The sequence below is a fragment of the Pseudomonas sp. NPDC007930 genome (genome assembly GCF_042958985.1).
Lineage (GTDB): Bacteria > Pseudomonadota > Gammaproteobacteria > Pseudomonadales > Pseudomonadaceae > Aquipseudomonas.
In genome coordinates, this window is record NZ_JBIBKC010000006.1 from 85123 (window position 1) to 102789 (window position 17667).

At 64.1% G+C, this 17667-nt stretch carries 15 protein-coding genes; all 15 read left to right on the plus strand.

Translation table 11 applies throughout. The features are described 5' to 3' along the window. The first annotated feature begins 31 nt into the window (after positions 1 to 31). Positions 32 to 499 carry a flagellar export chaperone FlgN gene (locus ACFZCE_RS14675; protein ID WP_390940150.1) on the plus strand — a complete coding sequence of 156 codons (468 nt, stop codon included), beginning with the start codon at positions 32 to 34 and terminating at the stop codon, positions 497 to 499. An 82-nt stretch (positions 500 to 581) separates the two neighbouring features. Continuing rightward, positions 582 to 1325 (plus strand): flagellar regulator YcgR PilZN domain-containing protein, encoded by a 744-nt coding sequence (locus ACFZCE_RS14680; RefSeq protein WP_390940152.1) that lies wholly within the window; start codon positions 582 to 584, stop codon positions 1323 to 1325. Positions 1326 to 1950: 625 nt separating this feature from the next. After that, positions 1951 to 2361 (plus strand): flagellar basal body rod protein FlgB, encoded by a 411-nt coding sequence (gene flgB, locus ACFZCE_RS14685; protein WP_390940154.1) that lies wholly within the window; start codon positions 1951 to 1953, stop codon positions 2359 to 2361. Between the two features lie 3 nt (positions 2362 to 2364). After that, positions 2365 to 2817, plus strand: coding sequence for a flagellar basal body rod protein FlgC (gene flgC / locus ACFZCE_RS14690; RefSeq protein WP_390940157.1), 453 nt, complete (start codon positions 2365 to 2367; stop codon positions 2815 to 2817). A 15-nt stretch (positions 2818 to 2832) separates the two neighbouring features. After that, positions 2833 to 3552 (plus strand): flagellar hook capping FlgD N-terminal domain-containing protein, encoded by a 720-nt coding sequence (locus tag ACFZCE_RS14695; protein ID WP_390940159.1) that lies wholly within the window; start codon positions 2833 to 2835, stop codon positions 3550 to 3552. Positions 3553 to 3582: 30 nt separating this feature from the next. After that, positions 3583 to 4881 (plus strand): flagellar hook protein FlgE, encoded by a 1299-nt coding sequence (flgE, locus tag ACFZCE_RS14700; protein WP_390940161.1) that lies wholly within the window; start codon positions 3583 to 3585, stop codon positions 4879 to 4881. 38 nt (positions 4882 to 4919) lie between these two features. After that, the gene (locus ACFZCE_RS14705) at positions 4920 to 5111 is read left to right on the plus strand and encodes a hypothetical protein (protein WP_390940163.1); all 192 of its coding nucleotides are present in this window, start codon (positions 4920 to 4922) and stop codon (positions 5109 to 5111) included. A 210-nt stretch (positions 5112 to 5321) separates the two neighbouring features. Beyond that, positions 5322 to 6062: a flagellar basal body rod protein FlgF gene (locus tag ACFZCE_RS14710; RefSeq protein ID WP_390940165.1), complete on the plus strand. Its 741-nt coding sequence runs from the start codon at positions 5322 to 5324 to the stop codon at positions 6060 to 6062. Positions 6063 to 6123: 61 nt separating this feature from the next. Then, positions 6124 to 6909, plus strand: a complete 786-nt coding sequence (gene flgG / locus ACFZCE_RS14715; protein ID WP_390940167.1) for a flagellar basal-body rod protein FlgG — start codon at positions 6124 to 6126, stop codon at positions 6907 to 6909. A 52-nt stretch (positions 6910 to 6961) separates the two neighbouring features. Then, on the plus strand, positions 6962 to 7657 hold the full coding sequence (gene flgH / locus ACFZCE_RS14720) for a flagellar basal body L-ring protein FlgH (RefSeq protein ID WP_390940169.1): 696 nt from the start codon (positions 6962 to 6964) through the stop codon (positions 7655 to 7657). A 12-nt stretch (positions 7658 to 7669) separates the two neighbouring features. Then, positions 7670 to 8782, plus strand: coding sequence for a flagellar basal body P-ring protein FlgI (locus ACFZCE_RS14725; protein WP_390940171.1), 1113 nt, complete (start codon positions 7670 to 7672; stop codon positions 8780 to 8782). Between the two features lie 11 nt (positions 8783 to 8793). Beyond that, complete coding sequence (gene flgJ / locus ACFZCE_RS14730; protein WP_390940173.1) at positions 8794 to 10092, plus strand: flagellar assembly peptidoglycan hydrolase FlgJ; 1299 nt, start codon at positions 8794 to 8796, stop codon at positions 10090 to 10092. A gap of 10 nt (positions 10093 to 10102) precedes the next feature. Then, complete coding sequence (gene flgK / locus ACFZCE_RS14735; protein ID WP_390940175.1) at positions 10103 to 12151, plus strand: flagellar hook-associated protein FlgK; 2049 nt, start codon at positions 10103 to 10105, stop codon at positions 12149 to 12151. A 12-nt stretch (positions 12152 to 12163) separates the two neighbouring features. Beyond that, positions 12164 to 13735 (plus strand): flagellar hook-associated protein 3, encoded by a 1572-nt coding sequence (locus ACFZCE_RS14740; protein WP_390940177.1) that lies wholly within the window; start codon positions 12164 to 12166, stop codon positions 13733 to 13735. Between the two features lie 354 nt (positions 13736 to 14089). Continuing rightward, positions 14090 to 17656, plus strand: a complete 3567-nt coding sequence (locus ACFZCE_RS14745) for a glycosyltransferase (RefSeq protein WP_390940179.1) — start codon at positions 14090 to 14092, stop codon at positions 17654 to 17656. Positions 17657 to 17667: the final 11 nt, after the last annotated feature.

Below are 17667 nucleotides of genomic sequence, written 5' to 3' on the forward strand. Positions count from 1 at the left end.
CACCGGTATTTCTCCGTGAGTTCGAGCCGCCATGCAAGACACCGCATTGCTTCATCTGATCGAAAGTGACCTGGCCCCCGCCCAGCAATTGCTCGAACTGCTTCAGGTCGAAGCGCAGGCGTTGGGTGGCCGTGACATGCCGTTGCTGGAAAACATCCTGGCGCACAAGCAGTCGCTGATCGTGCAGTTGCAGCAACACGGCCGCCAGCGTAGCCAGGCCTTGGCCATGCTGGGCATGAGCACCGACCGCGAAGGCTTGCAGCACCTGGCGAAAATCTCGCCGCTGGGCAACGAACTGTTGGCCAAGGGCGACATGCTCAGTGACATCCTTGCCCGCTGCAAGCAGGCCAACGACGAGAACGGCCGGGCGATCCGCATGCAGCAGCATGCCACCGCCAACCAACTGCGCATCCTCAACGGGGGCGAGGCGCCGTCGCTCTATACTGCCCGCGGGGCCACCTCGAAGCTGGGTACCATCCGCGCCTTTAGCCAGGCTTGACGTGCCCATATCGCGACGTGATAAAAAGGTGGCACAATGCTATGGATGCATGCGTCACCTTTAGCCTGGAGATTCCCTGATCGTGTTCAACAGCTCGGCCGACGATGCCCCGCAGCCACCGAAGGTGCTGACGACGCCCCTCGAAATCATCGCCAACCTGCGTGCCCTGCAGGATGGCCACGATCCGTTGATCATCACCTTTACCGAGCGTAACCAGCGGTTCCAGAGCTACGTGATCGACGTCGACCGCGACGCCGGCAGCGTGATCCTCGATGAGCTGATCCCGCGTGACGGCGAGCGCTACATGTTGGCGGGGGAGAGCTTCAAGGTCGAAGGCTTCCACGACGGTGTGCGCATCGCCTGGGACGTGGCCGGCCCGGTGGCCCTGATCGACAACGAAAACGGCCGCGGCTACCGCGGCGCGTTGCCCTCCGAGGTGATCTACCACCAGCGCCGCAATGCCTTCCGCGCCGCCCTCAAGCTCTCGGCCCTGGTCGATGTGGAGCTGGCCGGCGACAAAATGGCAGACAAACTGCGTGGCAAGCTGCTGGATATTTCCGCCACCGGCTGCAAGCTGCGTTTTGATGGCGACATCACCAGCCACCTGCAATTGGGCCAAGTGTACGAGCGCTATGCCGCAGCCCTGCCGTTCGGCCCGATCAGCACCGCGGTCGAGCTGCGCCACCTGCACTTCGAAGAGCGCCTGGACACCACCTTCGCCGGCGTGCGCTTTCATAACATGAGCGGGCTGACCAGCCGCAACGTCGAGCGCTTTGTCTATCAACTGCAGCGCGAAGCGCGCCGGTTCGATAAAGACGATTTCTAAGCCGGCAGCCTGCTAGGGCCCATCGCCCGGCACAGCCGGCTGTGCCGTAATGCTGTTCACTTAAGCAACTTCACGGCCTCGTGGAGGGCATGAATATGTGAGCTCTGCTGATTTTGTGCATGAGCTCCAGGGCCCTTCGCCCGGCACAGCCGGCCTCCCACGGGTTCTGTGTTGCCCATTAAATCAAGTACTTACACAAATCTGGTGGGAGGCCGTGGTCCGGCACTCCGGCTGTGCCGGGCGAAGGGCCAGCCAGGCCATGCGCTCGGTAAACCATCGAGAGACGTCAGGGCTTTTCATCCTCAATTCAGCGCTCTGATTGCTTAAGTGAACAGCATTACGGCACACCTTTCATCCCCTCCCGCCCGCGCCACCCCTCTGTTGGCCCACCCCTTGCAATCCCCTCACGCATGACAATTTGCCGGCGGCCCCCGCCCGGCAATTGTCCTGGCGCCGCTGTTTGCCGCTTTTGCCGCTCCCGCCGGAAAGCCCTTGCCGCTTTTCTGGCATAGGCCCTGCCGATGTACGGGTGGAGGCCTCTGGAATGGGGCTTGTGCAAAGTTGGCACAGCGGTTGCTATAGACCCGGTAGCAGTACGAATTTCCGCCGTCAGAGGTTTTCGACCATGGGCATCAGTTTCGACCAAGCGCTCGGCATCCACGAGCAAGCGCTGAACTTCAGGGCCAAACGCGCTGAGGTGCTGGCCAACAACATTGCCAACGCCGACACCCCCAACTACAAGGCGCGCGACATGGACTTCTCGTCCGTGCTCGCCAGCCAGGCCCAGAAGACTTCTGGCGGGACCTTTTCGCTTGAGCGCACCAACGCTAACCACATCGAGGCCGATGGCTTCGACGAAAGCGCCGACAGCACCCTGAAGTACCGGGTGCCGTCGCAGCCTTCGATGGACCAGAACACCGTCGATGCGCAGATCGAGAACTCGAACTACGCGCAGAACGCCGTCGACTTCCAGGCCAGCTTCACGCTGCTCAACAACAAGTTCAAAGGGCTGGTCACCGCCCTGAAGGGAGAGTAAGCCATGTCACTTTCTAGCGTATTCAACATCGCCGGCACCGGCATGAGCGCCCAGAACACCCGGCTGAACACCGTGGCCAGCAACATCGCCAACGCCGACACCGTGAGCTCGAGCCTCGACCAGACCTACCGTGCCCGCCACCCGGTGTTCTCGACCATGCTCAGCAACCAGATGGGCGGCGGCAGCGGTGACAGCGGCTCGCTGTTCAACGACAGCGGCGATGGCGGCCAGGGCGTGCAAGTGGCCGGCATCGTTGAAGACCAGAGCAACCTGGAAGCGCGTTACGAACCGAACAACCCCTCGGCCAACAAAGACGGTTACGTGTACTACCCGAACGTCAACGTGGTCGAGGAAATGGCCGACATGATCTCCGCCAGCCGGTCTTTCCAGACCAACGCCGAGATCATGAACACCGCCAAGACCATGATGCAGAAAGTACTGACGCTGGGTCAGTAACAGGAAGGATGAGCGATGACTACCACCACTGACAGCACCAGCGGCTCCAGCGTACTTTCGCAATATGCGCTGAGCTCCTCGAGCACCGCGTCGAGCACCAGCTCGTCGAGCTCGAGCTCTTCGACCGGTACCAGCTCACTGGGCAAGGACACCTTCCTCCAGTTGCTGGTGACCCAGCTGAAGAACCAGAACCCGCTCGACCCGCAGGACAACTCCGAATTCGTTGCGCAACTGGCGCAGTTCAGCAGCCTGGAGGGGATCAACACCCTCAACAGCACGGTTGAAAGCCTGGCGAGCAACTACACCTCTTCGCAGGCGCTGCAAGCCTCGTCGCTGGTTGGCCATAGCGTACTGGCCGCGGCAAGCAGCACCACGGTAGACACCAGCGCGGGCTTGAGCGGCCAGGTTTCCCTGAGCGCCGCCACCACCGACGCCACGGTCGACGTTTACGACGCCGATGGCACGCTGGTGAAGAACATCGACCTGGGCTCGCAAAGCGCCGGGACGGTGAGTTTCAACTGGGACGGTACCGACAACGACGGCAATACGTTGGCGTCTGGCACCTACAAGTTTGTGGCCAACGCCGTACTCGACGGCAAGGCAGTTGCACAAACCACTTACCTGCCTTCTACCGTCACCAGTGTGACCCTGGGAAGTTCGGCAAGTGACATGACCCTTAAATTGGCTGACGGCTCCAGTGTGAAGCTCTCTGCCGTCAACACCATCGGACTGTAAGCCGACCTTTCGGCAACCTAGGAGTCAATTATGTCGTTCAACGTCGGCCTCAGCGGTCTGAATGCTGCCAACACTGCCCTTAACGTCACCGGCAACAACATTGCCAACGTCGCCACCACCGGCTTCAAATCCTCGCGTGCCGAATTCGGCGACGTGTACGCCAACTCGTTGTTCCTGGGCAGCGCCAAGAACGGCGCCGGTACCGGCGTGACCACCGAACAGGTGTCGCAACAGTTTACCCAGGGCACCATCACCAGCACCGGTGCCAGCCTGGACATGGCCATCAACGGTAACGGCTTCTTCATTACCAGCGACAACGGCAACAAGGTCTACACCCGCGCCGGTGCCTTCGGGACCGACAACGCCGGCAACATCGTCGACGCCAACGGCGCCAAGCTGATGGGCTACAGCGTTGACGCCGACGGCAAGGTCGTGGCCGGCGTGCTCACCACCCTGAAGGTCGACACCTCGGCACTGGCGCCCAAGGCCACCGATACCCTGTCGGAAACCCTGAACCTGAACTCCACCAGCAGCACCCCGTCGGTGAGCCCGTTCGATGCCGCCGACACCAACTCGTACAACTACACCTTCAGTACCGACATTTTCGACAGCCAGGGTAACTCCCACACCCTGACCCAGTACTTCGCCAAGACCGACACCAACGAGTGGTCGATGTACGTCACCGTGGACGGCGTAAACCCCGGCAACCCGGCTTCGACCGTGCCGTACAGCGCAACCCTGAGCTTCAACTCCGACGGTTCGCTGGCCAGCTCGACCAGTTCGGACCTGACCGTCGACACCACCGGCAAATTCACCATGAGCGACTGGGTACCGGCCGCGAAGAATGCCGCCGGCGACATGGCCAGCAACGGCTCGGTGGCGGCGACCGCTGGCGTGACCATCAACATGACCCAGACCACCTCGTACAACACCAGCTCCGCGACCACCGCCAAGACCCAGAACGGCTACGCCACCGGCAGCCTGTCGTCGCTGACCATCGACAACGAAGGTAACCTGTTCGGTACGTACAGCAACGGCCAGTCGAAAACCATCGGCCAGGTGGCCTTGGCCAACTTCGCCAACGTGCAGGGCCTGACCCCCAACGGCAACACCGGCTGGCGCGAATCCGCCGCCTCCGGCGTACCGGTGGTGGGCGCCCCGGCCAGCGGCACCATGGGTACCCTGACCGCCGGCGCGCTGGAAGACTCCAACGTCGACCTGACCGCTGAACTGGTGAACCTGATCAAGGCGCAAAGCAACTACCAGGCGAACGCCAAGACCATCTCCACCGAAAGCACCATCATGCAGACCATCATCCAGATGACCTGATGGCCCAGCGGGCAAGGACGCCCGCGAGGACTCCTAGCATGGCGTTTTTCCGTCGTCTCGCTGTGGTGTTTCTGGCGCTTGCGGCGGCCAGCCTGGCCCAGGGCGGTTCCGCGCCCTGGTACAGCTACCGCAGCATGGTCAGCAACCAGTTGGTCTGTTCGCAGGTCGACCCGGGCCCGCAATTCGTACGTTTTGCCGGGCCGTTTCGCAACGCCGGCTGCCGCCCGTAGCCCGCGGCGTTAAACCGTCGCTTGGCTGTTGCCGTTGCCCGGCAATATCGCGCCGAAATCTCGGCGCTTTTCTCCCGCATGAAATCTCCCGCCTCGCTGTAACCCGCGTGATACAAGGGTTGCGCAGTTTTTTCAAAAGTTGGCCCGGCCTTTGCTATAGCTCTGGTAACTCACAGTACGGCGGCAAGTGTTCGTCGAGGGAGATCACCAGTGGACAAGATGCTTTATGTGGCCATGACCGGCGCCAGCCAGAACGCTTACGCGCAGAAGGCTCATGCCAACAACCTGGCCAACGTTTCCACCAATGGCTTTCAGAAAGACCTCGAGCAGGCTCGTTCCATGCCGCTGTTCGGCGACACCTTCGCCTCGCGCGCCTTCGCCATGACCGAGAACCCGGCCACCGACATGAGCGCTGGCCCGATGATCGAAACCGGCCGCGACATGGACGTCGCCGTCGGCGGCGAGGGCTGGATTGCCGTGCAGGCCCCGGACGGTTCCGAGGCCTACACCAAGACCGCCAGCCTCAACGTCGATGCCCTCGGCGTGCTGCGCACCAGCACCGGCATGACGGTACTGGGCAACGGTGGCCCGATCGCCGTGCCGCCGGACGACAAGATCGAAATCGGCCAGGACGGCACCATCAGCATCCGTTCGCTGGGCCAGGGCCCGTCGGTGCTGGCGGTGGTCGACCGGCTCAAGCTGGTCAGCGCCAAAGACTCGGACCTGATCAAGGGCAGCGACGGTTTGATCCATACCAAAAGCGGCCAGCCGGCCACGGTCGACGCCAACGTGCAGGTGACCAGCGGCTTTCTGCAGGGCAGTAACGTGAACGCGGTTGAAGAGATGACCCACGTGATGTCGCTTTCCAAGCAGTTCGAGATGCACATCAAGATGATGACGACTGCCAAGGAAGACGATGAAGCGATGGCACGCGTCCTGCAAATGTCCTGATAACCCACCGTTTTATTGACGAATTTCAGCGCCGCCTTCAGCGGCGGCACAGGAGAACGCAATGCTTCCAGCACTTTGGGTCGCGAAAACCGGTTTGGCTGCGCAAGACACCAACCTGACCACCATTTCCAACAACCTGGCCAACGTGTCGACCACCGGCTTCAAGAAAGACCGTGCCGAATTCCAGGACCTGCTCTACCAAACCCGCCGCCAGCCCGGCGCGCAGTCGACCCAGGACAGCCAACTGCCCTCGGGCCTGCAGCTTGGTACCGGTGTGCGCATCGTCGGCACGCAGAAGAACTTCACCGAAGGCAGCCTGCAAACCACCGACCAGCCGCTGGACATGGCCATCAACGGCCACGGGTTCTTCCAGATCAGCCAGCCGGACGGCACCATCGCCTACACCCGCGACGGTACCTTCCACCTGAACTCCGACGGCCAGATCGTTACCAGCCAGGGCCTGGCCCTGCAACCGGCGATCGTGGTGCCGGCCGAAGCGCAGAGCTTCACCGTGGGCACCGACGGTACCGTGTCGATCACCACCGCCGGCAACGCCACCGCGCAGGTGATCGGCAACGTGCAGACCGCTGACTTCGTCAACCCGCCGGGCCTGCAGGCCATCGGTGGCAACCTGTACCTGGAAACCGCCTCCAGCGGCGCGCCGAACGTCGGTACCCCAGGCCTGAACGGCTTCGGCACCGTGCTGCAGAACACCCTGGAAAACTCCAACGTCAGCACCGTGGAAGAGATGGTCAACATGATCACCACCCAGCGTGCCTACGAGATGAACTCCAAGGTGATCTCCACCGCCGACTCGATGCTGGGCTTCATCACCCAGAACCTGTAATAGCCCTTTAACTGGCTGAAGGATCAGTAACTCCCTTGAGGTCGAAGCTGTGATGAAACGTCTGCCTATCGCTCTGCTGCTGGTTGGTTCTACCGTGCTCGGCGGCTGCATGGCACCCCCGCCGAAACCGAACGACCCGTACTACTCGCCGGTGCTGCCGCGAACTCCGCTGCCTGCCGCGGCGACCAACGGTTCGATCTACCAGGCCGGCTTCGACCAGAACCTGTACACCGACCGCAAAGCGTTCCGTGTGGGCGACATCATCACCGTGACCCTCAACGAGAAGATGAGCGCGTCGAAAAGCGCGGACTCGAAGGTGAGCAAGACCAGCAGCAACAGCATGGGCCTGACCTCGCTGTTCGGCGGTGGCGTGAGCGGCAGCAACCCGCTGACCGGCGGCAAGGCCAACCTCGGCGTTGGCTACACCGGCGACCGCGCCACCAACGGCCAGGCCAAGGGTGACCAGGCCAACAGTTTGACGGGTTCGATCACCGTGACCGTGGCCGATGTGCTGCCCAACGGCATCATCGCGGTCCGTGGCGAGAAATGGCTGACCCTGAACACCGGTGAAGAACTCGTGCGCATTGCTGGCCTGATTCGTGCAGATGACATCGCGACCGACAATACCGTGTCGTCGACCCGCGTCGCCGATGCCCGTATCACGTATTCCGGTACCGGTTCGTTTGCCGAAGCGAGCCAGCCTGGTTGGCTGGACCGTTTCTTCGCGAGCCCCTACTACCCCTTCTGAGTGCGCACGAACATGTCGAAATTCAAACAGTTGATGGTCGCGGCTTTCCTGGTTTTGAGCGTGGGCGGGGTAGCCCACGCGGAACGGCTCAAGGATATCGCCAGCGTCCAGGGCGTGCGCAACAACCAGTTGATCGGTTACGGCCTGGTGGTAGGCCTGGACGGTACGGGTGACCAGACCACCCAGACCCCGTTCACCCTGCAGACCTTCAACAACATGTTGGCGCAGTTCGGCATCAAGGTGCCGGCCGGCACCAGCACCACCCAGCTGAAGAACGTCGCGGCGGTGTCGATCCATGCCGACCTGCCGGCGTTCTCCAAGCCGGGCCAGACCATTGACATCACCGTGTCGAGCATCGGTAACTCGAAAAGCCTGCGTGGCGGCAGCCTGCTGATGACCCCGCTCAAGGGTATCGACGGCAACGTTTACGCGATTGCCCAGGGCAACCTGGTAGTAGGTGGTTTTGACGCTGAAGGCCGTGACGGCTCGAAAATTACCGTCAACGTACCGTCGGCGGGGCGTATTCCGGGCGGTGCCACGGTCGAACGTTCGGTACCCAGTGGCTTCGACCAGGGCAACTACCTGACGCTGAACCTCAACCGGCCTGACTTCACCACCGCCAAGCACATTGTCGACAAGGTCAACGAGCTGCTTGGCCCAGGAGTTGCAACTGCAGTGGACGGGGGCTCGGTACGCGTCACTGCACCGTTGGACCCGAACCAGCGCGTCGACTACCTGTCGATTCTGGAAAACCTTGAAGTAGACCCCGGCCAGGCCATGGCCAAGGTCATCATCAACTCTCGGACCGGCACGATTGTGATCGGCCAGAACGTCAAGGTTTCGCCAGCGGCAGTGACTCACGGCAGCCTGACGGTGACCATCACCGAAGACCCGATCGTCAGCCAACCCGGTGCTTTGTCCGGCGGCCAGACGGCAGTGGTCCCACGGTCGAAGGTCAACGCCGAACAGGAAGCCAAGCCGATGTTCAAGTTCGGCCCCGGAACCACGCTTGATGAGATCGTGCGTGCCGTCAACCAGGTTGGCGCCGCGCCCAGTGACCTGATGGCGATCCTTGAAGCCTTGAAGCAGGCCGGAGCGTTGCAAGCCGACCTGATCGTTATCTGAGGTGATGCAGCATGGACATGCCTAACGGCGGCGTTTCATCCGGCACCGACTCCGGTGCCTACACCGACCTGAACCGTGTCAGCTCGCTGAAGTACGGCGACCGCGACAGCGATGCCAACCTGCGTAAGGTTGCGCAGGAGTTCGAGTCGGTGTTTGTCGGTGAAATGCTCAAGTCCATGCGCTCGGCCACCGAGCAGTTGGGCAAAGACAACCCAATGAACACCGAAACGGCCAAGCAGTACCAAGAGATGTACGACCAGCAGTTGGCCGTGACCTTGTCGCACAAGGGCAACGGCATCGGCCTGCAAAACGTGCTGATGCGCCAGCTGTCGAACAGCGTCAACCGCCCGGTGGGCGACGGCAAGAACCCGTTCAACCGCAGCGTGGATGGCAGCGCCCATGCCCTGGGCGCGCAGCGCAGCGCCGCTGCCGACGCCAGCAGCACCGGCGTGGCGCGCAACGACATGGCCAAGCTCAACGAACGCCGCCTGGCCCTGCCGAGCAAGGCCGCCGACCGCCTGCTCGCCGGCATCGTGCCGAGCAGCGACGCCAGCAAACTGGCGCGCGATGGCAGCACTGTGGCCAAGTTCACCGACCTGCACCCGCAACTGGCCAACCGCATCAGTGTACCGGGCAGCGCGCCGTCGGGCGTGGCCGCCGCCGTGGCCAGCGCCAACGCCGCCAGCAGCGGCGCGGCCGGGCAGGGCAGTGACGGCAGCTACGGCGACTGGACCGAGAACTTCGCCAGCAACGTGAAGGCGCAGGCGCGCACCTATTCCCAGGTGCCGCTGGCACCGAACAAGGCGGCGTTCAGCTCGCCCGACGAATTCATCGCCACCATGCTGCCGATGGCCCAGGACGCCGCCGCGCGCATTGGCGTCAGCCCCACCGTGCTGGTCGCCCAGGCGGCCCTGGAAACCGGTTGGGGCAAGTCGATCCTGCGCCAGGACGACGGCAGCAGCAGCCACAACCTGTTCAACATCAAGGCCACCGGCAGCTGGAAGGGCGACTCGGCGCGGGCGGTCACCAGCGAATACGAAAACGGCCAGGAAGTGAAGGAAACCGCGCAGTTCCGTGCCTACGGTTCGTACGCCGACAGCTTCCATGACCTGGTCAACCTGCTGCAGAACAACGATCGCTATCAAGATACGTTGAAGGCGGCCGATAACCCGGAACAGTTTGTAAAAGAGCTGCAAAAGGCCGGGTATGCCACTGACCCGAACTACGCCAGCAAGATCACGGCGATCGCCAAGCAGCTCCAGAACTACCAAAACTATGCGGCCGGCAGCGGCACCACTTCGACTTTGTAAGGCTTGAACCATGGCGAATCTGATCAACGTCGGGCTTTCCGGGCTGTCGTCCAGCCAGACCGCGCTGTCGACCACCAGTAACAACATCACCAACGTGTCGACCGCGGGCTACTCGCGGCAGTCGACCGTGAGCAACGCCGGTGCCCTCGAAAGCATCGGCGGCGCCGGTTATGTCGGTACCGGGACCACCCTCGCCGAAGTGCGCCGGATCTACAGCTCGTACCTGCAGAACCAAGTGTCGGCCAGTACCGCCCTGAGTTCCCAGGCCAGCACCTATTCGACCCAGGCCGCCTCGCTCGATTCGCTGCTGTCCGACAGCTCCACCGGGATCACCTCGGTGCTGTCGAGCTTCTTCTCGTCGCTGCAAACCGCCGCCGCCTCGCCGAGCGACACCGCGTCGCGGCAGTTGCTGGTGACCGCCGCGCAAACGCTGTCGAACCGCTTCAACTCGGTCTCGTCGCAAATGGCCTCGCAGAACGACTCGATCAACAGCCAACTGGGCACGCTGGCCGGGCAGGTCAACCAGCTCAGTTCGTCGATCGCCACCCTCAACCAGCAGATCGTCGCCCTGTCGGCCAACGGCACCTCGCCCAACAGCTTGCTCGACGCCCGCGACGAAGCGGTGCGCTCGCTCAACGAGCTGGTGGGCGTGACCGTGCAGCAGCGTGACGGCGCCTACGACGTGTACCTGGGTACCGGCCAGGCGCTGGTTTCGGGCACCACCTCCAATACTCTGACGGCCCAGCCCAGCTCGACCGACCCGAGCCAGTACGGCCTGACCGTCAACTACGCCAGCTACAGCTCCGACGTGACCAGCGTGGTCAGCGGCGGCCAGATCGGCGGCCTGCTCAGCTACCGCAAAGAGGTGCTGCAGCCGGCGATGAACGAACTCGGGCGCATGGCGACCGTGGTCAGCGACCAGATCAACACCCAGCTCGGCCAGGGCATCGACCTCAATGGCGACTTTGGCTCGAACCTGTTTTCCAGCATCAACAGTGCCACCGCGCTGGCCTCGCGCAGCCAGGCGGCGAGCACCAACAACACCGCCACCGGCACGTTGAGCGTGAGCATCAGCAACTCCAGCGCGCTGAGCACCTACAACTACTCGGTGAAATTCACCGACGCCAACACCTACACGGTGACCCGCTCCGACGGCACCTCCATGGGCAGCCACACCCTGGACGAAGACCCGACGCCCACCATCGACGGCTTCCAGCTGGCCATGAACGGCGGCGCGCCGAGCGCCGGTGACAGCTTCCTGGTGACCCCGACCCGCTCCGGCGCCAGCCTGATCAGCACCACCATGACCGACGTGTCGAAGCTTGCCTTCGCCTCGCCGTTGGCGGCCACCAGCAGCTCGGGCAACACCGGTACCGGCAGCATCACCCAGCCGGTGCTGACCACCCAGTTGAACGTGTACGACAGCGCGGCGTTGGCCAAGGCGCAAACCGGCATCGAGAACAGCATGCCGGTCAAGCTGGTGTTCGGTACCTCGAGCAACGGCAGCCAGGCCTATACCGTCTACAACTCCAAGGGCACCAGCATCGGCACCGGCACCATCGTGCCGAACCAGACCAACACCCTGAATATTTCCGTGCCGATGCTCGATGACAGTGGCACGCAGATGGTCGATGCCGACGGCAACGCCATGAACGCCACCTTCCAGATGTCGGTCAGCGGCTCGCCGGTCGCCAACGACAGCTACACCGTGGCCTACAACACCGACGGGTCTTCGGATAACCGCAACGCGCAGTCGCTGATCAGCCTGCAAACCGCCAAGACCGTGGGCACCAGCGCCGGCGGTGGCGGCGTGAGCATGACCGGCGCCTACGCCAAGCTGGTGGAGAACGTCGGCGCCAAGGCGGCCCAGGCCTCCAGTGACGCCACCGCCACCGCCGCGGTGTTGAAGTCGGCCACCGACAGCCGGGATTCGGTCGCCGGGGTCAACCTCGACGAAGAAGCCGCCGACCTGGTGAAATTTCAGCAGTACTACACGGCGTCCTCGCAGATCATCAAGACTGCGCAGGAAATTTTCTCCACCCTGCTCAACGCCCTGTAAGGAGCCCTTGCCATGCGTATCTCGACCAGCCAGTACTACACCAACAGCACGTCGAACTACTCCAAGGGGTTCTCCGACACGGCCAAGACCCAGGAGCAGATCAGTACCGGCAAGCGCATCCAAACCGCCGCGGATGATCCGATCGGCGCCTCGAAGCTGCTGCAACTGCAACAGCAGAGCTCGGTGCTGACCCAGTACAGCCAGAACACCACCCTGGCCAACAACTCGCTGAACAGCGAGGAAAGCGTGCTGGCCAACGTGACCACGGCGCTGCAGCGTGCCCAGGAACTGGCGGTTGAGGCCGGCAACGGCGCGCTCACCGACGACGACCGGGCGTCGATCTCCAGCGAGATCGGGCAGATCAAGCAGACCATCTATGGCCTGCTCAATACCAAGGATTCCAACGGCCAGTACCTGTTCAGCGGCTCGAAGACCAACACCCAGCCGTACTTGCTCAACAGCGACGGCACCTACACCTACCAGGGCGACGAGACCCAGCTCAGCCTGCAGGTGTCCGACACCCTGAGCGTGGCCACCAACGACACCGGCTTCAGTATTTTCGACCTGGCCACCAACACCAGCCGCACCCTGACCACCCAGACCGCCGGCACCGCCGACGGTAAACTGGCGGTCAGCAACGGCCAGTTGAACTCGCTGACCAGCTACAACAAGAGCTTCACCGCCGGCCAGCCGTACACCCTGACCTTCAGCAGCGGCACCGCTTACACCGTGACCGACGCCAGCGGTAATGACATCACCGCGCAAACCAGCGGCAAGGGCGTGTGGGATTCGACCAAAGAAGGCGGCAGCACCATCAGCGTGTATGGCGTTGACTTCGGCGTGAACATGACCCTGAGCAGCGGCGACACCGCGGCGACGGTGCTCGACCCTGCGCGCTCGTTCACCCTGCAGGCCAAGCCCGACACCATCACCACCAACCGCATCGCCACCAACACCTCCACCGCGCAGATGACCACCGGTTCGGTGACCGATTCCGGCACCTACACCGCGGCGTTCCCCACCGGTGGGGCGGTGATCAAGTTCACCAACGACAGCGGCGAGTACTCGGTGTACGCCCAGCCGTTGACCGACAGCAGCAAGCCGATCGCCACCGGCACCTACGACGGCAGCGGCTCGCTGACCACCGCCGGGGTGACCTTCGCCGTGAGCGGCACGCCGGCGGACAACGACCAGTTCACCGTGAGCGCCAACACCCATAGCACGCAGAACATCCTCGACACGCTGAACCAGCTGCAAACCGCCCTGAGCACCCCGACCACCGGCGATGCCGCGGCCCAGCGGGCGCTGAAGAACGCGCTGGAGTCGGCGATCGGCAACATCGGCTCGGCCAGCACCCGGGTCGACACCACCCGTGGCTCGATCGGTGCGCGGCAGAACGTGCTGGACATCCAGAGCAACGAGAACCAAAGCCTGCAGTTGGCCAATGCCTCGACCCAGTCGGACATCGGCGACACCGACATGGCCGCCGCCACCTCGAAGCTGACGCTGCAGCAAACCATGCTGCAAGCCGCGCAGCTGTCGTTCGCGAAGATTTCCCAGCTGAGCCTGTTCGACAAGCTCTAAGGCGGCAGGCCCTTCGCCCGGCACAGCCGGCCTCCCACGGGGTCTGTGTTGCTCCAAAAATCAATGGCTTACACAAATCTGGTGGGAGGCCGGCTGTGCCGGGCGATAGGCCCTGAAGCTCATGCACAAATTCAGCAGAGCTCACAGATTGATCCATCCCTAAAGCCGTGAAATGGCTTAAGTGAACAGCACTCCGGCTGTGCCGGGCGAAGGGCCCTCAAACCCCACCACACCCTTCATCGGATTACCGTTCGTCTCCATCACGGCACTGCTTTTGCAACATAGGCTTCAACAGAGCAGTAACCGTCATTTTTCTGGCCGCGGCAACGGCGGCCATCCGAGACGAGTGTACCCATGCCACAGATTCCGCTGGTCAGCATCGCGCTTCACGTCCATGACGCCCGCCATTTCTACCGCAGCCTGCACAGTGCGCTAGGCCAGAGCCATCCGGCGCTGGAGGTGGTGGTGTGCGACCTCTCCGGTGACGCGCAAGTCGCCAAGACCATCGCCGAAGCCCAGGCCCACAGCGCCGTGCCGGTCACCCACTTGGTGCCCAAGCAGCCGCTGAACTACCCCCAGGACATCGCCTACGTCCTGCCGCACCTCAAGGGCAGCTACGTGAAATTCCTGATGGCCGACGACTGGATCCTGCCGCCGCTGGTGGCCCGCCAGGTGGCGGCGCTGGAGGCCTATAGCGACGCCCAACTGAGCGTGTCAAACCGTTGGCTGGCCGACGAAGACGGGGTGATCCTGCCGCCGCGCTCGCGCAACTTCGTGTTGTTCAGCGACGACCAACTGATCATGGGCGGCGACCTGCTGTCGTGCTTTGAAAGCGCGCCGCTGAACTTCCTCGGCGACCTCAGCGCCGCGCTGCTGCGCAAACCCTTGCTCGACCGGGTGGTGCCGGCGATGGCCGCGCCCAGCAGCGAGCTCAGCGTGGAGTTCGACCTGGCCCTGTACATCAGCGCCCTGCGCCACGGCCCGTTGGCGTTGATCGGGCAGAACCTGGTCAGCGAACGTTTCCATGCCGCGCGCTTCAAGGGCGTTGACATTGAAAGCCGGCGCAACGCCGAGCGCGGCATCATCGCCAACCTGATCGGCAAGCTGGCCGGTGAGCGCGCGCCCTGGCCGGGTTCGGTGCGGGCGTGCGCAATGCCGGTGGTGCCGCTGCCGATAGAGGCACGCGAGTACACCGAGCTGCCGATGTCGCGGCTGCTGCACATCCAGTTGGACACCGAGAGCGACCGCGTGGGCACCGACTGCGACAGCTTCGCGGCGATGTACCAGCAGTGGCTGCAAACCCGTGAGTTCTCCGAAGGCATGCGCAAGACCCTGCCCGAGCGGGTCGCCAGTTGGGCCCGCCAGCCGCAGTTGATGCCGATCGTGCTCGACCGCGGCCAAGGCCCGCTGGAGCAGACCCTCGCCAGCCTGCAACGGCAAAGCTATGGCGCCTGCGGGGTGCTGGTGCTGTCGGCCAGTTGCGCCGAGCCGCGCATGGAGGAGGGCAACATCATCGTGCCGCTGGAAGCAGACTGGGCGGCGCAGCTCAACCGCCAGTTGATCGAGATCGAAGGCTTCGACTGGTTCTACCTGCTCGAAGCCGGCGACGTGCTCGGCGACCACGCCCTGCTGCTGCTGGCCGAACGCATCGCCACCGAGCCCGAGCTGTGCGCGCTGTACAGCGACGAAGACACCCTGGCGGCCAACGCCGAGCCGGTGTTCAAGCCGGACTTCAACCTCGACCTGGCCCGCTCCTACCCCTATGTAGGCCGCGCCATTGCGTTTTCGCGCCAGCGCTTCGCCGAAGCCGGCGGCCTCGACGGCCAGGCCGGCGATGCCCTGGCGGTCGACCTGCTGCTGCGCATGGCCGAGCTGTGGACGGTCGATTGCGTCGGCCATGTGGCCGAAGTGCTGCTGCACGCTGGGCGCTCGTACACCCAGTGGCTGAGCGACCCCAGTGTGGTCGCCGGGCATGCCTTCCTCATCGAAGGCCACCTGCAGCGCCTGGGCCAGGCCTTCCACTGGCGGGCGACGCCGGCCGGTGGCTTTGCCCAGGTGCGCTATGAGCACCCGAGCACCCCGCAGGTGTCGTTGATGCTGCTCAGCCAGGGCAACCTGGCCAGCCTGCAAGCCTGCCTCGACGGCCTGCTGGAGAAAACCGCCTACGCCCACCTCGAGCTGTTGATCGGCGCGCTGGCCAGCGAACCGGCCAGCACCTGGGAGTGGCTGGAGAACCTTGCGCAGATCGGCGCCGGGCGCATCCGCATCGACCGCCAGCCGGCCGGCAGCAGCCAGGGCGCGCGCTACAACGCGCTGGCGGCCCAGGCCAGCGGCGCCTACCTGCTGCTGCTCAGCGCGGACTGCCGGATCGTCGAGCCGGCCTGGCTCGATGAACTGCTCAGCGAAGTGCAGCGCCCGGAGGTCGGCATCGCCGGCGCCAAGCTGCTCGGCGCCGACGGCCGCGTCGAGAACGCCGGGCTGGTGCTGGGCATGCGTGGGGTGGCCGGCTCGCCGTTCGTGGGCGAGGCGCCGACCGCCCGTGGCTACCTGCACCGGCTGACGATGAACCAGAACTACAGCGCCGTGAGCCAGCACTGCATGGTGTTCAAGCGCGAGCTGCTGGGCAGCCTCGGTGACCTCGACGCCAGCCCCCTCAGCGACCACTTCGGCGACCTCGACCTTTGCCTGCGCGCCCGCGACGCCGGCTGGCTGGTGACCTGGACGCCCCACGCCCAGGTGGGTTACCGCACCTCGGCGGAGAACATCGCGCCGCTGCGCCCTGGCTACTTCGAAGCCTGCGCCGAAGCCTTCGAGCGATGGGCGCCGAAGCTCGCGCGCGACCCGGCCTACAACAAGAACCTCAGCGCCAACAGCATCAGTTTTACCCTCGACCCAGGCCTGAAGGCCGGCTGGCAGCCGTTCGCCCAGCGCATCCGGCCGCACCTGCTGTGCCTGCCGATCAACCCCGGCGCGGTCGGCCACTACCGGCTGATCGAACCGTTCAAGGCGCTGGAGAACACTGGCGCAGTCACCGGGCTGGTTTACCACGGCGTGCCGGCGGTGATCGAAGCTGCGCGCATGCAGCCCGACACGGTGATCTTCCAGGGCCGCTACAGCGACCGCGCCAGCGAGGGGATTGTCAGCTTCAAGCGCTACTCGCAGGCGTTCCGCGTGTTCGAGCTCGACGACTACCTGCTCGATGTACCCGGCGCCAACGAGCACCGGCGCTTTCTTGCCAAGGAAATCCAGACCTCGCTGCGCCGCAGCGTGGGCATGTGCGACCGGCTGGTGGTGTCGACCCAACCCCTCGCCGAAGTGATGAGCGACATGAACAGCGACATCGTGGTGGTGCCGAACATGCTCCCGCCCGAGCGCTGGCTGCACCTGAGCGGCACCCGCCGCCATGCGCCCAAGCCGCGTGTGGGCTGGGGCGGCGGCACCAGCCACACCGGCGACCTGCTGATGATCAAAGACGTGGTCAAGGCCCTGGCCGGCGAGGTGCACTGGGTGTTCTTCGGCATGTGCCCGGATGAACTGCGCCCGTACGTGCACGAGTTCCACGGCCAGGTGCCGTTGGACAAATACCCCGCCAAGCTCGCCAGCCTCGACCTCGACTTGGCCATCGCGCCGCTGGAGCAGCACATCTTCAACGACTGCAAAAGCAACCTGCGCCTGCTCGAATACGGCGCCTGCGGCTACCCGGTGGTGGCCACCGCCACCCGCAGCTACCGCGGCGACCTGCCGGTCAGCCTGGTGGGCAGCAACAGCACCGAAGAGTGGGTGGCGGCGATCCGCGCCTGCCTCGCCGACCCGGAGGCCAACGCCCGGCAGGGCCAGGCCCTGCGCGAGGCGGTGCAGCGCGACTACATGCTGCACGGCAGCGCGCTGAACCGCTGGCGCGACGCCTGGCTGCCGGGCTAACCCTGGCTTAC

Coding starts and splice junctions, on each gene's coding strand:
- flgB (WP_390940154.1), top strand. CDS start 1,951: ATGGGCATCAGTTTCGACCAAGCGCTCGGCATCCACGAGCAAGCGCTG.
- ACFZCE_RS14675 (WP_390940150.1), top strand. CDS start 32: ATGCAAGACACCGCATTGCTTCATCTGATCGAAAGTGACCTGGCCCCC.
- flgH (WP_390940169.1), top strand. CDS start 6,962: ATGAAACGTCTGCCTATCGCTCTGCTGCTGGTTGGTTCTACCGTGCTC.
- ACFZCE_RS14725 (WP_390940171.1), top strand. CDS start 7,670: ATGTCGAAATTCAAACAGTTGATGGTCGCGGCTTTCCTGGTTTTGAGC.
- flgK (WP_390940175.1), top strand. CDS start 10,103: ATGGCGAATCTGATCAACGTCGGGCTTTCCGGGCTGTCGTCCAGCCAG.
- ACFZCE_RS14705 (WP_390940163.1), top strand. CDS start 4,920: ATGGCGTTTTTCCGTCGTCTCGCTGTGGTGTTTCTGGCGCTTGCGGCG.
- ACFZCE_RS14695 (WP_390940159.1), top strand. CDS start 2,833: ATGACTACCACCACTGACAGCACCAGCGGCTCCAGCGTACTTTCGCAA.
- flgE (WP_390940161.1), top strand. CDS start 3,583: ATGTCGTTCAACGTCGGCCTCAGCGGTCTGAATGCTGCCAACACTGCC.
- flgG (WP_390940167.1), top strand. CDS start 6,124: ATGCTTCCAGCACTTTGGGTCGCGAAAACCGGTTTGGCTGCGCAAGAC.
- flgC (WP_390940157.1), top strand. CDS start 2,365: ATGTCACTTTCTAGCGTATTCAACATCGCCGGCACCGGCATGAGCGCC.
- ACFZCE_RS14745 (WP_390940179.1), top strand. CDS start 14,090: ATGCCACAGATTCCGCTGGTCAGCATCGCGCTTCACGTCCATGACGCC.
- flgJ (WP_390940173.1), top strand. CDS start 8,794: ATGGACATGCCTAACGGCGGCGTTTCATCCGGCACCGACTCCGGTGCC.
- ACFZCE_RS14740 (WP_390940177.1), top strand. CDS start 12,164: ATGCGTATCTCGACCAGCCAGTACTACACCAACAGCACGTCGAACTAC.